10 protein-coding genes and 1 riboswitch are annotated in these 14,234 nt (G+C 71.8%); of the genes, 5 read left to right on the top strand and 5 right to left on the bottom strand.

All coding sequences use genetic code 11. The features are described 5' to 3' along the window. The first annotated feature begins 25 nt into the window (after positions 1-25). Both VLF38_RS12435 and VLF38_RS12430 read left to right on the top strand, forming a co-directional pair. Positions 26-1,261 carry a DUF2306 domain-containing protein gene (locus tag VLF38_RS12435; protein ID WP_325271562.1) on the top strand — a complete coding sequence of 412 codons (1,236 nt, stop codon included), beginning with the start codon at positions 26-28 and terminating at the stop codon, positions 1,259-1,261. Then, positions 1,258-1,998, top strand: a complete 741-nt coding sequence (locus VLF38_RS12430; protein WP_325271561.1) for a methyltransferase family protein — start codon at positions 1,258-1,260, stop codon at positions 1,996-1,998. Before VLF38_RS12435 ends, VLF38_RS12430 begins: the two co-directional genes overlap by 4 nt. A gap of 8 nt (positions 1,999-2,006) precedes the next feature. On the opposite strand, the gene VLF38_RS12425 is transcribed toward VLF38_RS12430, so the two are convergent. Further along, positions 2,007-3,149: a cobalt-precorrin-5B (C(1))-methyltransferase gene (locus VLF38_RS12425; protein ID WP_325271560.1), complete on the bottom strand. Its 1,143-nt coding sequence runs from the start codon at positions 3,147-3,149 to the stop codon at positions 2,007-2,009. A 49-nt stretch (positions 3,150-3,198) separates the two neighbouring features. On the opposite strand from VLF38_RS12425, the gene VLF38_RS12420 reads away from it, so the two are divergent. After that, complete coding sequence (locus VLF38_RS12420; protein WP_325271559.1) at positions 3,199-3,912, top strand: cobalt-precorrin-6A reductase; 714 nt, start codon at positions 3,199-3,201, stop codon at positions 3,910-3,912. 17 nt (positions 3,913-3,929) lie between these two features. Here the strand turns inward: VLF38_RS12420 and cobJ are convergent, their stop codons facing one another. The 4 genes from cobJ to VLF38_RS12400 all read right to left on the bottom strand — a co-directional run bounded on the left by cobJ (position 3,930) and on the right by VLF38_RS12400 (position 8,588). Further along, positions 3,930-5,486 (bottom strand): precorrin-3B C(17)-methyltransferase, encoded by a 1,557-nt coding sequence (cobJ, locus tag VLF38_RS12415; protein ID WP_325271558.1) that lies wholly within the window; start codon positions 5,484-5,486, stop codon positions 3,930-3,932. Next, a complete protein-coding gene (locus VLF38_RS12410) occupies positions 5,483-6,118 on the bottom strand; it encodes a precorrin-8X methylmutase (protein ID WP_349255584.1) in 636 nt (211 codons plus the stop codon). The genes cobJ and VLF38_RS12410 overlap by 4 nt, the downstream gene beginning before the upstream one ends. After that, entirely contained in the window at positions 6,115-7,332 is a 1,218-nt protein-coding gene (locus VLF38_RS12405) for a precorrin-3B synthase (protein WP_325271556.1), read from the bottom strand. Before VLF38_RS12405 ends, VLF38_RS12410 begins: the two co-directional genes overlap by 4 nt. Positions 7,333-7,406: 74 nt before the next feature. Then, positions 7,407-8,588, bottom strand: coding sequence for a phospholipase D-like domain-containing protein (locus VLF38_RS12400; protein WP_325271555.1), 1,182 nt, complete (start codon positions 8,586-8,588; stop codon positions 7,407-7,409). A 195-nt stretch (positions 8,589-8,783) separates the two neighbouring features. After that, a riboswitch (cobalamin riboswitch) is annotated at positions 8,784-8,871 on the top strand. A gap of 52 nt (positions 8,872-8,923) precedes the next feature. On the opposite strand from VLF38_RS12400, the gene cobN reads away from it, so the two are divergent. Next, on the top strand, positions 8,924-12,526 hold the full coding sequence (cobN, locus tag VLF38_RS12395; RefSeq protein WP_325271554.1) for a cobaltochelatase subunit CobN: 3,603 nt from the start codon (positions 8,924-8,926) through the stop codon (positions 12,524-12,526). Continuing rightward, on the top strand, positions 12,526-14,234 hold a 1,709-nt coding region (locus VLF38_RS12390; RefSeq protein ID WP_325271553.1), incomplete at its 3' end, for an ATP-binding protein. The genes cobN and VLF38_RS12390, both read left to right, overlap by 1 nt.

Genomic DNA, 14,234 nt, shown 5'->3' with positions numbered 1-14,234 from the left:
CACATAATGCCTTTATGGTTTTGCCATGACCACGTCAGCCGTCGCCTCCCATCGCCCGCGCCGGACGGCGTCGCGCCTCCGCCCCGCAGCCGCCGCAGCACTGGCGCTCGCGATCGCCTTCTACGCGCCGATGGCGTTCACCACCTTCTTCCTCGATCCCACCGGCGACCCGGAGAGCGCCCGCAACTTCCAGGACCGCGTCCTGGCTCTGCTGATCTCCCCGTCGTTCGCCTACGGCGTCGGCTCCGGCCACGACGGTCACGTCCCGGTGCTGGTCCGCAGCTTCGCGATCATGTGGATGCACTCGGTGGTGGGCACGCTCACGCTGGTGGCGGGCTTCCTGCAGTTCTCCGACCGGATCCGCCGCCACGCACCGTGGCTCCACCGGCTCTGCGGCTACCTCTTCATCCTCGGCTCGTGGGTCGTCGCGACCACGGCGATCGCCTACCTGCTCCGCACGCCGGACGCGGAGGTCTTCTCCGGCAAGGCGTTCGCCGAGATCCTCTGGGTGCTCGCCGCCGGCACGCTGCTGGCGCCCACGCTCGCGCTGGCGGCGATCGTCCGCCGTGACGTCGCCGCACACCGCGAGTACATGGCGTGGGGCTTCGCGATGATCTGCTCGGCCGGACTGCTTCGCGTCGGCTGGATCGTGGTCGGCCAGTTCTCCACGATGACGAAGGAGCAGATCAACCTGACCGAGGCGGCCTACGCCGGGCCCCTGCTCTTCCTCGGCGCGGCGCTCTACCTGCAGCGGTACGGCGGCGGTCGGCTCCGTCGGCAGAGCCCGATGGTGCTGCCCCTCGCCAACCGCGCAGCCGTGCTGCTGGGGCTCCTCGGCGTCGTGATCCTCGGCCTGGTCTGGGCCGGCACGGACTGGGCTGTCGAGGGCACGCCGCAGGCGTGGGTGCCCGGGCGTGAGGCGCTTGTCGCCTCCTGGGTCATCCCGCTGCCCCTCACCGCGGCGTACCTCGCCTGGCGGGTGCGGCAGGCGGAGCGCCGTGGCCAGCGCGCCGGGGTCGTCGCGTGGCGGACCTGGCTCAACGCGACGCTGGTCTCCCCGCTCGTCTCGGTCGGCTTCCTCGCCTTCGCCCTCGCCGTCCACGACATGCCGCTCGTCGAGGCGTGGTGGGCCGCCTCCATCGGTTGGTCCCTTGCGCTCTTCGTCGCGGGGTTCAACCATGCTCGCGTCACCACCCGCTGGGCTCGCCGCTCGACGCCGTCCCGCACCGCCACCACCGTCCCCGAGGAAGTCCTGGCATGAGCAGCACCTCCGGCCGGCCCGCGCCCGCGTACGCCCGCTTCGGTCGCGAGTTCCAGCGCCGTCTGGTCACCGATGCGCCCGGTGGGCCGCGGATCATGAAGTTCGCCACGGTGATCAACTTCCAGAAGGCGCTGATGCCGGCCTATCTCGGCGCGCTGCTCTGGATCTACCGCGATACCGAGGCGGGGAGCAGCACGGCGGCCTGGATCTACCTCGCGCTGCACGGCTCCTACGGCCTGGTCTGGTACCTGAAGGACAAGGCGTTCCCCGACCCGGCCTGGCAGGTGCGGATCACCGCGCTCGGTGCGCTCAACTCGATCGTCGCGGTTCTCGGCTGGTACTGGCTCTTCGGCTGGCTGCTGATCGCGGGCCACGGCGGCGACTACCCGCTCGACGACCGTGCCTGGTTCGCCCTCGCGATCGCCCTCTCGACGCTCGGCATGGTCATCATGATGGCGGCCGACGTGCAGAAGTGGGCGACCCTGCGGATCCAGCGCGGCCTGATCACGACCGGGATGTTCCGCTACGTCCGCCACCCGAACTACAGCGGCGAGATGATGATCTACCTGGGCTTCGCGCTGCTGGTGTGGCACTGGATCCCGTTCGCCGTGCTGGCGTGGGTCTGGCTCGGCCTCTTCACGCCGAACATGCTCGCCAAGGAGGCGAGGGTGAGCCGGTACGCCGCGTGGGCGGCGTACAAGGCGCGCACGAAGTGGGTCGTGCCCTTCGTGCTCTGAGCGCTGCCTCAGCGCGCCATCGGAGCGCAGCGCCCGACGATGCTGCCGGCGCGGTCGATGCAGACGACGTCGACCGCGACCGGTGCCTCACGCAGCACCGCCAGGGCCTCGCGGGCCGCGGCCGTCGCGACCAGGTCGCCCAACGGCACCCCCGCGGCCTGCGCCCGGTGGAGCGCCTCCAGGCCGGTGTTGCACCCGCCCAGGTCGAGCGAGAAGCCAGCCTCCGCGGCCAGGTCGGACAGGTGCGAGAGCGAGACCTGCGAGCGCCCCGAGTGGAGGTCGAGGTGGCCGGCTGCGAGCTTGGAGAGCTTGGCGAAGCCGCCGACGATGGTCAGGCGCGGGACCGGATGGCGGCGGAGGTACTTCAGCACCGCGCCCGCGAAGTCGCCCATGTCGAGCAGAGCATCGTCGGGCAGTCCGTACTCCGCCACGGCCACCTTCTCCGACGTCGAGCCCGTGCAGCCCGCGACGTGCGGGTGGCCTGCCGCCCGCGCGACGTCGATGCCGCGCCGGATCGAGTCGATCCACGCCGAGCAGGAGTAGGGGACGACGACACCGGTGGTGCCCAGGACCGAGAGCCCGCCGAGGATGCCGAGCCGGGGGTTCCAGGTCTTGCGCGCGATCTCCTCGCCGTCGTCGATCGAGATCTCCACGACGACGTCGCCGCTGTCTCCGAGCTCGGCGGCGACCTCTGCGACGTGCGAGGCGATGAACTGCCGCGGCATCGGGTTGATCGCCGGCTCGCCCACGGCGAGAGGCAGGCCGGGCTTGGTCACGGTGCCGACGCCGGGTCCGGCCACGAAGGTCACGCCGGTGCCGGGCGCACCGCGCCTTACGGTCGAGCGGACGAGCGCCAGGTGGGTGACGTCCGGGTCGTCGCCGGCGTCCTTGGTGACACCGGCCATCGCCCAGGCCCCGTCGTCCGCGAGCTCCTCCACCGTCAGCGCGAACGACGGGGAGGCGGTCGGCAGCGTGATCGCCACCGGGTCGGGGAAGTCACCCGTCAGCAGCGCGACGTACGCCGCCTTGGTCGCCGCGGTGGCGCAGGCGCCCGTCGTCCAGCCGCTGCGCAGGCCCGTGCGCTCCAGCTGGGCGGGCCGCCCGCTGGGCGTCGCCTCGCCTGCGTCGGCAGATCCGGGCTCGCTGGTCACGCTGGTCACCCTAACGATCTGGTTGACGAGGCGTCCTAGGGTGTCAGGCGTGAGGATCCTGCTGCTGGGCGGTACGTCGGAGGCGCGTGAGCTCGCAGCGCGCCTGGCCGACGCCGGTCACGAGGTGGTCAGCTCACTCGCGGGCCGGGTCAGCACCCCCGTCCTCCCCGACGGCGAGGTCCGGGTGGGTGGCTTCGGCGGACCTGCCGGCCTCGCGTCGTACCTCGTGGAGGAACGGGTCGACGCCGTGGTCGACGCGACGCACCCGTTCGCCGAGCACATCTCCGCCAACGCGTACGCCGCTGCCAGCGAGACCGCCACGCGGCACCTGCTGCTGCGCCGCCCGGGCTTCCCCCTGCGCGAGGAGTACGTCGTGGTCCCCGACATCCACGCGGCAGCCGAGGTGCTGCCACCCGGGGCGACCGTCTTCCTGACCATCGGCCGCCAGCAGGTGGCGGCGTTCGGGCACGTGGACGCGCGGTTCGTGATCCGGGCGATCGACCCGCCGAGCGTGCTGCCCAAGCACCACGTGCTGCTGCTCGACCGGGGACCCTTCGCGCTCGAGGACGAGATCGCGCTGATGCAGCGCCACGGGATCGACACCCTGGTGACCAAGGACTCCGGGGGCGCGGCGACCGCCGCCAAGCTCGAGGCCGCCGCACAGCTCGGCATCGAGGTGATCGTGGTCGCGCGACCGCCGGCACCGCACGGTGCCGAGGTCGTCGACAGTGTCGAGGACGTGCTCCACGTCCTCGCCGGCTGACCCGCTCCGCGCGCGGCTCAGTCGGGGTAGCGCCGCGGCGTCCAGACGACGGTGTCGCCGGTTGCCCGCTCGACCTTCTGCGTCTGGCTGGACCCCACCAGGATCAGCGTGCGCATGTCGATGACCTCGGGGTCCATCTCGCCGAGCTCGACGATCCGGATGACCTCGGTGGGGCCGCCGACATCGCGGGCGAGGACGACGGGGGTGTCGGGCTTGCGCACCTCGAGCAGGAGCTCCTTGAGGGCGACGACCTGCTGGCGGCGCTCCTTCGAGGCGGGGTTGTAGATCGCCAGCACCAGGTCCGCCTCGGCGGCGAGCCGGATCCGCTTCGCGATCACCTCCCACGGCTTGAGCCGGTCGCTGAGCGAGATCGTCGCGTAGTCGTGGCCGAGCGGTGCGCCGACGCGCGAGGCGGCGGCGTGGGCAGCCGTCATCCCCGGCATCACGTGGACCTCGATGCCCGACCACCGCTCCTCGCAGGCCACCTCGAGCACGGCGGTCGCCATCGCGAAGACCCCCGGGTCGCCACTCGACACGACGACGACGTTGCGCCCCCGTGCCGCCAGGTCGAGGGCGAACTCCGCGCGTTCCGACTCGACCTTGTTGTCGCTCAGGTGGCGGACCTGCCCCGGGCGCTCGGGCACCCGCTTCACGTACGTCGTGTAGCCGACGAGGTCGTCTGCCGCGGCGAGCGCGCCCTTGACCTCGGGGGTGAGCCAGAGCGGACCGGCGGGGCCGGTGCCGACGACGGTGACCCGGCCGCGCCGAGGTGTGGCTTGTGGCTCGCCCAGGTGTGAGTTGTGGTCCTCCGAAGTGGGAGTTGTGGTCAGCGGCGTCATACCGGCGACCCGCGACGGCAGCACCGCCATCGAGAAGTACGGAACCGACTCCGGATCAACGGACGCCAGCCGCTCGACGCGCTGCTCCGGCATGGTTGCCCGCTCGACGTACCACGCGTCGTCGAGCCGGCCAGCGGCGTCGAGGGCAGCGCGGATGGCGGGGAACGTGCGGCCCATCTTGAGGATCACCGCCGAGTCGGTCGAGGCGATCCGGGCGGCGAGCTCCTCCTCGGGCAGCGTGCCGGGCAGGACGGTGAGCACCTCGCGGTCCTCGGTGAGGGGCACGCCGAGCGCGGCGACACCCGCCTGGATCGAGCTCACGCCGGGCACGGTCTCCGTGTCGTAGCGGTGCGCCAGCCGCTTGTGCATGTGCTGGTAGCTCGAGTAGATCAGCGGGTCGCCCTCGCTGAGGATCGCGACGGAGCGGCCGGAGTCGAGGTGCGCGGCGAGCCGGGCCGCGGCCTCCTCGTAGAACTCCTCGATCGCGCCACGGTAGCCACCGGGGTGGTCGGTGGTCTCGGTCGTCAGCGGGTAGACCAGGTGCTCCTCGACGTGGTCCTCGCGGATGTACGCCGCAGCGATGCGTCGCGCGTTGGAACGGCCATGGCGAGCCGAGTGGTAGGCGATGACGTCGGCGGCCTGGATCACTTCCACGGCGCGCAGGGTCATCAGCTTGGGGTCGCCGGTGCCGAGGCCGACGCCGTAGAGCTTGCCGGGCTGGGTCGCGCTGTTCATCGGATGATCTCCACGTCCGAGGCGAGCGCGTTGAGCGCGCCCGCGGTGATGGCCGAACCGCCCCGGCGGCCGTGCACGACGAGCCACTCGAGGCCGAGGTCGCTCTGCGCGAGGGCCTCCTTCGACTCGACCGCGCCGACGAAGCCGACCGGGATGCCGAGGATCGCCGCAGGGCGGGGCCCGCCCGCCTCGATCATCTCGAGCAGGTGGAAGAGCGCAGTCGGGGCGTTGCCGATCGCCACGACCGACCCCTCGAGCCGGTCACGCAGCAGCTCGAACGCCGCCGCGCTGCGGGTGGTGCCGAGCTCCGCTGCGAGGGGAGCGACGCGCTCGTCGCGGATCAGGCAGATGACCTCGTTCTCCTTGGGGAGGCGGGCGCGGGTCACGCCGTACGCGACCATGTTGGCGTCAGTGATGATCGGCGCGCCGGCCTTGAGTGCGCTCCGCGCGGCCGCCGCGAAGCCGGGGGAGTGCGCGACATCGGCGGGCAGGTCGGTCTGGCCGCAGGAGTGGATCATCCGGACCACGACGGGCTCGGTGAGCTCGTCGAAGCGCGCCAGGTCCGACTCGCGCCGGATCATCGCGAACGACTCCTCGTAGATCGCGTTGCCGTCCTTCTCGTACTGCATCAGTGCTGCTCCAGGCTGTAGTGCGTCTGGTGATCGGTGCCGTCCGCGACGGCGACTGCGGAGAGGTGGGACGAGGTGGGGTGGCCGCACCGGCGGTCACAACCGCTCACGTGCAGGCGGACGCCGGGGTGTGCGGCCGCGAGCCGGGCTGCGTCGGCCCGTACGTCGGCCAGCGCCCTACCGCAGCCCGGCTTGCCGATGCAGGCGGTCACCTGCGCGAGGGGGTCGGCGTCGTCGAGCAGGAACCCGTGCCCACGCAGGACGTCCTCGGCGTTCGGGGCCGGATCGATGAGCACCACCGAGCGCCACGGCGTGATCCGGACGGCGCTGGTGTCGTCCGCCCGTGCGGCCGGGACGAGGTCGGCGATCGCGCGCCACGCCTCGGCGGGCGCGGAGCCGAGCGGCACCCCGGCGACGACTGCCCTGTCGTACGCGCCCAGCCAACGGCAGTAACGCGGAGTCACGTGCGCTTCGGCGCCCGCGTGTGGGCGCGGAAGTGCAGGTGACTCCGCGTTACTCGGCGCGAGCGAGGGCCCGGGGCGCCCCGGCGCGAGCTCGGCCAGGGCCGCTGCCGGCAGCTCCGCAGCGCGCCAGGCGGTCGTCGCGTGCTCGTCGCGCAGTGCCAGGAACCGGTGCGCGGCCCCGATGAGCAGATCGGCCCCCAGGTCGTACGGCGCGGTCACCGCCGTCGGCTGCCCCGCGACGACGAGCCGCCACTCGCCCGCGCCCGCAGCGCCCGTAGCGCCCTCGAGCGCCACCGCGACATCGGGGGCGAGGGCGACGACGTCCCCGACCCCCGCGTCGATGCCGAAGAGGAAGCGTCCCGAGAGCGCGACCAGCCCCTCGTCGTCGAGCAGCGAGGCGTCCAGCTCGGCCAGCACGTCCTCGACGTCGGCGACAACGTCCACGCCCGACAGCGGAGAGGCGACGACGTTGCGTACCCGGTCATGGGTCAGTGACGGCAGCAGGCCGGCGGCGTACAGCGCGTCGGCGACGTCCTGACCGCAGCCGGAGGCGAGGCCGCGGAGCTGCACGTTGCCGCGAGAGGTCAGGTAGAGGTGCCCGTCGCCGGCCGTCGAGGCGAGCGAGGCAAGGGTGTCCAGCTGGGCCGCGGACACGCGGCCCCCCGGGATGCGCACGCGCGCCACGAAGCCATCCGCCGCCTCGTGGAGACGCACCGCGCCGGGGCAGCGATCGTCGGCGGAGGGTCGGGACACCCCGGAAGCGTAAATGAGCGCGCACCCGGACCCCACGGGCCGGGTGCGCGCTGGACGGGCTCGGTCGGACGGCCTCAGTAGGCCCGCGTCGAGTCCCAGATGTCCTGGAAGAGCGTGTAGAAGTCGTTGTAGGACCCCTTGCCGCCGATCCGCTGGATGACGTCGAAGTTGCGCAGCGTGTTGAGCGACCAGTTGTCCGAGCCGGTGTAGCTGCGGAAGTTCTCCTCGCCGTTCGACTTCCAGTAGGCCGTCCACATCTTCAGGTGGGAGAAGGTGCAGGTGCCGGTGGTGTAGTCCTCGTTGCTGCCCTCGCAGTCGGGACCGCGATAGCCGTTGTGGACGGGGATGCGCGCCGCCTTCAGCCGGTCCTTGATGGCGTTGCTCACGGACGGTCCGGCGATGAAGTAGACCTGCGCACCGGCCTTCTTCTTCTCGATCAGCTCGGTGGCCAGCCAGTTGCCCCGGGTGCCGCCCATACCGAACATGGCGACCCGGATCCGGGTCGAGGAGTTGTTCGGGAGCTTGTTCAGCTCGACGTACTCCGGGTCGTGGGCCCGGTCCGCCACGCGTGGGAGGAACCAGGCTCCGGCGCGACCATCGGCCGCGATGGAGGTCTGCCCCCCGATCTGGGAGGGCGAGCGCCGGTAGGTGTTGAGCCGGTTGAACCGCTTGGCGTACCAGCTGAAGACGTCCTGAGACCTGAGTCCGGCGTACTCGAAGTAGTCGTTCCACTGCGTCTGCCAGGCCGAGTTGGTCATGTTGGCCGACCCGACCAGCGTCACGTAGGGAACGCCTCCGGTCTTGTCGAAGATGATCGACTTCTGGTGCAGCGTGTGCGCTCCGGGGGTCTGGTCGACGCAGTGGACCCACGACGAGGTGCCGGTGAGCGCCCTGCGCAGGCGCGGTGCCTCGTAGGAGTTGCAGTGGGCGTCGGGCATCAGCACCTGGACGGTCACCCCGCGCAGGCGCGCGCGGATCAGGCAGTCGGTGACCCCGGCGTCGGTGATCTTCCAGATCGTGACCCGGATCCGGCCGCCAGCCGGGGTGTCCGCGATGCGGTCCATCAGCGCCCTGCGGGCGGCGTAGTCCTTCTCCCACGGGTCGTTGTAGTGCAGGCCGGTGGCGGGGGTCGAGGAGAACGGGCGTAGGCAGGACCCGATGTCCGCGTTGGCGGGGCTCTGCGTCAGACCGGTGATCGTCGCCGAGCTGACCAGCAGGGTGGCGAGGAAGGAGAGCAGAAAACGGATGCGCGACAAGGTGGACCCCCGAGCAGTTGTTTGAGACACGTGCGCGCAGCGTAGGGCGGCCGGGTGCCGGCGGGAACGGGTAGAACTACCCACCTCCCGCCGGTCCGGGACCGGCCGACGAGGCGGTCTCTTCCCGGCACGCGGTTTATGCTCGTCGGGCGTGCGCCCGGCCGGGTGTGCGACCCAGAACGTTGGGTGACGAGCGAGGAAGCCGGTGCGACTCCGGCACGGTCCCGCCACTGTGTACGCCGCGTCCCTGGCCGAGAGCCAGGGCCGGTGAAGTCAGGAACTCCCGTCACCCCACCCTGATGACCGGGGCGAGGAAACCCCACGAAGGGATCGAAGTGCTGCTGCTCCTGTCGACCTCCGACACCGACCTGATGAGCGCCCGTGCCGCCAACGCGGCCGGGGCGCCGGTCACCTGGCGTTACGCCAACCCCGCCCGCCTCGCGCTCGACGAGCTGCCCGCGCTGCTCGACGGGACCGACCTCGTGGTGGTGCGCCTCCTCGGCGGTCGCCAGGCCTGGGCCGAGGGTCTCGACACCCTGCTGGCGAGCGGAAAGCCCGTCGTGGTGCTCACCGGTGAGCAGGCTCCCGACGCCGAGCTGATGGGCCACTCGACCGTGCCGGCCGGAGTTGCCGCGCAGGCCCACGCCTACCTCGCCCACGGTGGTCCGGCGAACCTCGAGCACCTGGCCCGTTTCCTCTCCGACACGGTGCTGCTGACCGGAGAGGGCTTCGACGCCCCGGCCGCCTCACCGGCCTGGGGCCGCTACGAGCGTGAGGCGACGAACCAGAGCGGCACCAAGGTGGCGGTCCTCTACTATCGCGCCCACGAGATGTCGGGCAACAACGCCTTCATCGGCGCCCTCGCCGACGCGATCGAGGCGAAGGGCGGGGTGGCGCTGCCGATCTGGTGCGCCTCCCTCCGTGACGCCGACCCCACGCTGCTCGAGGCGCTGGCCGAGGCCGACGTCATCGTCACCACCGTCCTCGCGGCCGGTGGCTCGACCCCGGCCAAGGCGCAGGCCGGCGGCGACGACGAGTCGTGGGACGCCGGCGCGCTGTCCCGCCTGAACAAGCCGATCCTCCAGGCGCTCTGCCTCACCTCCTCGCGCGAGACGTGGGAGGAGAACGACGAGGGTGTCTCGCCGCTCGACGCGGCTACGCAGATCGCGGTGCCAGAGTTCGACGGCCGCATCATCACGGTGCCGTTCTCGTTCAAGGAGTTCGACAGCGAGGGCCTGCCGGCGTACGTCGCGGACCCCGAGCGCGCGCTGCGCGTCGCCGGCCTCGCGATCGGCCACGGCCGCCTGGCGCACGTCGACCCGAGCGAGCACCGCATCGCGCTGGTCCTCTCCGCCTACCCGACCAAGCACGCGCGCATCGGCAACGCGGTCGGCCTCGACACCGGCGCCTCGGCGATGGCCCTGCTCCAGCGCCTCGCCGACGAGGGCTGGGTCGGCGCCGACGAGTTCCCCGGCGTCGCGGAGAAGGACGGCGACAAGCTGATCCACGCGCTGATCGCCGCCGGTGGCTACGACCAGGACTGGCTGACCCAAGGCCAGCTCGACGCCAACACCAACCGCGTCCCCGCCGCGACGTATGCGAAGTGGTTCGAGAAGGTCCCTGCCGGCCTGCGCTCCGACATGGAGGAGACGTGGGGTGCGGCTCCGGGCGAGCTCTTCGTCGACAACGGCGACATCGTCCTGGCCGCGATCCAGAGCAAGAACGTCGTCGTCCTCGTGCAGCCGCCGCGCGGTTTCGGCGAGAACCCGATCGCGATCTACCACGACGGCGACCTGCCGCCGAGCCACCACTACATGGCGGCGTACCGATGGCTCGAGGCCCGTCAGGAGGAGGGTGGCTGGGGCGCCGACGCCATCATCCACCTCGGCAAGCACGGCAACCTCGAGTGGACCCCGGGCAAGAACGCCGGCCTGTCGGCCGACTGCGCGCCCGACGCGATCCTCGGTGACCTGCCGGTCATCTACCCCTTCCTCGTCAACGACCCGGGCGAGGGCACGCAGGCCAAGCGCCGTGCCCACGCCACGCTCGTCGACCACCTGGTGCCGCCGATGGCGCGCGCCGAGTCGTACGGCGACATCAGCCGCCTCGAGCAGCTCCTCGACGAGTACGGCAACGTCGCCACGATGGACCCGGCCAAGGTCCCGGCGCTGCAGGGCAAGATCTGGACGCTGCTCCAGGCCGCCAAGATGGACCGCGAGCTCGGCCTGATCGACAAGCCGGACGAAGAGCGCTTCGACGACATGATCATGCAGATCGACGGCTGGCTCTGCGAGATCAAGGACTCCCAGATCCGCGACGGCCTCCACGTCCTCGGCGCCCCGCCGGCAGGCGAGGCCAAGGTCGACCTGGTGCTCGCCATCCTCCGGGCCCGCCAGCTCTGGGGCGGCAACGCCCATGTCGTCGGCCTGCGCGAGGCCCTCGGCCTCGACGAGTCGGCCCGCGACCGCGCGGGTGCCGACCGTTTCGAGGCGATTGCCCGTGACATGCTGCTGGCCATCGACGGTGGCGGCTGGTCCGACGCCGCGATCGACAAGGCGCTCTCGCTCGTCCCCGACTCGGGTGATGCCGCGGAGGTCCAGCGGGTGCTCGAGTTCGCGATCGCCGAGGTGGCACCCCGCCTGGAGCAGACCACTGACGAGCTCGACCACATCGTCAACGCGCTGCGCGGTGGCTTCGTCCCGGCAGGCCCGTCCGGCTCGCCGCTGCGTGGCCTCGTCAACGTGCTGCCGACCGGTCGCAACTTCTACTCGGTCGACCCGAAGGCGATCCCCTCGCAGCTCGCGTGGGAGACGGGCCAGCTCCTGGCGGAGAGCCTCGTCGAGCGCCACAAGCAGGACACGGGCGACTACCCGAAGTCGGTCGGCCTCTCCATGTGGGGCACCTCCGCCATGCGCACCTCCGGCGACGACATCGCCGAGTGCCTGGCGCTGCTCGGTGTCCGCCCGGTGTGGGACGAGGCGTCGCGCCGCGTCACCCATCTGGAGCCGATCTCGCTCGAGGAGCTCGGCCGCCCGCGCATCGACGTCACCATGCGTATCTCCGGCTTCTTCCGCGACGCCTTCCCGCACGTCGTGGCGCTGCTCGACGACGCGGTGAAGATCGCCGCGGCGCAGGAGGAGGCGGACGAGGACAACTACGTCCGCGCCCACGTCGCCGAGGACGTTGCCGCCGGCACCGAGGCCTCCGCGGCCACTGCCCGCATCTTCGGCTCCAAGCCCGGCACGTACGGCGCCGGCCTGCTGCAGCTGATCGACTCCAAGGACTGGCGCACCGACGCCGACCTGGCCGAGGTCTACACGACCTGGGGCGGCTACGTGTACGGCCGCGACCAGCACGGTGAGCCGGCCCGCGACGCCATGGAGACGGCGTACAAGCGGATCGCGGTGGCGGCGAAGAACACTGACACCCGCGAGCACGACATCGCCGACTCCGACGACTACTTCCAGTACCACGGCGGCATGGTCGCGACCGTGCGTGCGCTGACCGGCCAGGCGCCGGCGGCGTACATCGGCGACTCGACCCGTCCCGAGTCGGTGCGCACCCGCACGCTCGTGGAGGAGACGAGCCGCGTCTTCCGTGCCCGCGTCGTCAACCCGCGCTGGATCGAGGCGATGCGCCGCCACGGCTACAAGGGCGCGTTCGAGATGGCCGCGACGGTCGACTACCTCTTCGGGTACGACGCCACGACTGGCGTCATCGCCGACTGGATGTACGAGAAGCTCACCGAGACCTACGTGCTCGACGCCGACAACCGGGCGTTCCTCGAGGAGGCGAACCCGTGGGCGCTGCACGGCATGGCCGAGCGGCTGCTCGAGGCGCAGAGCCGTGGCCTGTGGGAGGAGCCGTCGCCGGAGATGAAGCAGGCGCTGGCCGAGATCATGCTCGAGACCGAGGGCGAGATCGAGGGGCGTTCCTGATGAGCTCCACCTTCCCGTTCTCCGCCGTCGTCGGGCAGGACGACCTCGGGCTGGCGCTCTCGCTGGCCGTGGTCAGCCCCGGCATCGGGGGCGTGTTGGTGCGGGGCGAGAAGGGCACCGCCAAGTCGACGATGGTCCGCGGCCTGGCCTCGGTGCTGCCGCCGATCGACGTGCTCGCGGGCTGCCGGTTCTCCTGCGACCCGGACGCACCCGACCCGGACTGCCCCGACGTCGCGGCGCACACCTCTGCCGTGGCGACGCGGCCCGTCGCCCTCGTCGAGCTCCCCGTGGGCGCGACCGAGGACCGCGTCGTCGGCTCGCTCCACCTCGACAAGCTGGTCGGCTCCGGATCGGTCGAGTTCGAGCCCGGCCTGCTGGCGCGCGCCAACCGCGGCCTGCTCTACGTCGACGAGGTCAACCTGCTGCCCGACCACCTGGTCGACTCGCTCCTCGACGCTGCCGCGATGGGGCGGGCCCGGGTCGAGCGCGAAGCGGTCTCGGTCACGCACGCGGCGAGCTTCGTCATGGTCGGCACCATGAACCCCGAGGAGGGCGAGCTGCGCCCACAGCTCCTCGACCGCTTCGGCCTCGCCGTCGATGTGGCCGCCTCGCGCGACCCCGAGCTGCGCGTGCAGGTGATCCGGAGCCGGATGGCCTTCGAGGCCTCGCCGGAGGAGTTCGTGGCGAAGCACGCCGCTGCGGATGCGGACGTCGCGGAGCGCATCGCCGCCGCGCAGGCACTCCTCGGCTCGGTCGAGCTGCCCGACGAGATCCTCGTGCAGATCGCGACCCTGTGTGCGGCGTACGACGTCGACGGGCTCCGTGGCGACCTGGTCACCGCGCGCACTGCGGTGGCGCACGCCGCCTGGTGCGGCCGCACGGAGGTCACCGCGGAGGACGTGCGTGTCGCGGCCCGCCTCGCGCTGCCGCACCGGCGCCGGCGTAACCCGTTCGACTCCCACGACCAGAGCCAGGACCTCGAGGAGCTGCTCGACGAGCACGCGCCCGAGCAGCCGACCGACCCCGACGGTCCCGACGACGACCCGACGCCTCCCGAGGGTGGTGGCTCCGACCCGAACCACCACAGTTCTGCCGACACGCCCGCGGAGGCGCCGCAGGACTCCGGCGAGTCGCCCGAACCGCGGTCTTTCGAGCCGCCGGCCGAGCCGAAGGACCGGGGCGCCGACCTGTCGAGCGACGCCGCCGAGCGCACCCGCGAGTCAGCCGGAACTCCCTTCCAGGCGCGGCTGATCCAAGTCGATCGCGTCGGCCAGGGCGTCACGGGCAAGCGCTCGACCGCGATCACGACGGTCGGCCGCCACCTGCGCGCCGTACCGCTCGAGCACCCGCAGGGTCAGGGTCTCTCGGTCACCGGCACCGTCCTCGCCGCGGCCCGCGACGGGGGAGTGATCAGGCCCGAGCACCTGCGCCGCAGCATCCGCGAGGGCAAGGAGGGCAACCTCGTCGTCTTCGTGGTCGACACCTCCGGTTCCATGGGCGCGACGAAGCGCGTCAGGGAGGTCAAGACCGCGGTCGTGAGCCTGCTGCTCGACGCCTACCAGCGGCGCGACAAGGTCGCCGTGGTCACCTTCGGCGGCGACAAGGCCACGGTCGCGCTCGAGCCCACGAGCTCCGTCGACCGCGCCGAGCGGATGCTCGGCGACGTCCCCACTGGTGGCCGCACCCCGCTCGCGGAGGCGCTCGTCGC

It is taken from the genome of Nocardioides sp. (assembly GCF_035481145.1).
Lineage (GTDB): Bacteria > Actinomycetota > Actinomycetes > Propionibacteriales > Nocardioidaceae > Nocardioides.
Note: the sequence above shows the minus strand (reverse complement) of the source record. Positions and strands in the feature narration are given on the sequence as shown.

Bases quoted from the DNA above. Each gene is read 5' to 3' on its own strand.
- VLF38_RS12435 (WP_325271562.1), top strand. From the start codon at position 26: ATGACCACGTCAGCCGTCGCCTCCCATCGCCCGCGCCGGACGGCGTCG.
- VLF38_RS12430 (WP_325271561.1), top strand. From the start codon at position 1,258: ATGAGCAGCACCTCCGGCCGGCCCGCGCCCGCGTACGCCCGCTTCGGT.
- cobJ (WP_325271558.1), bottom strand. From the start codon at position 5,486: ATGAACAGCGCGACCCAGCCCGGCAAGCTCTACGGCGTCGGCCTCGGC.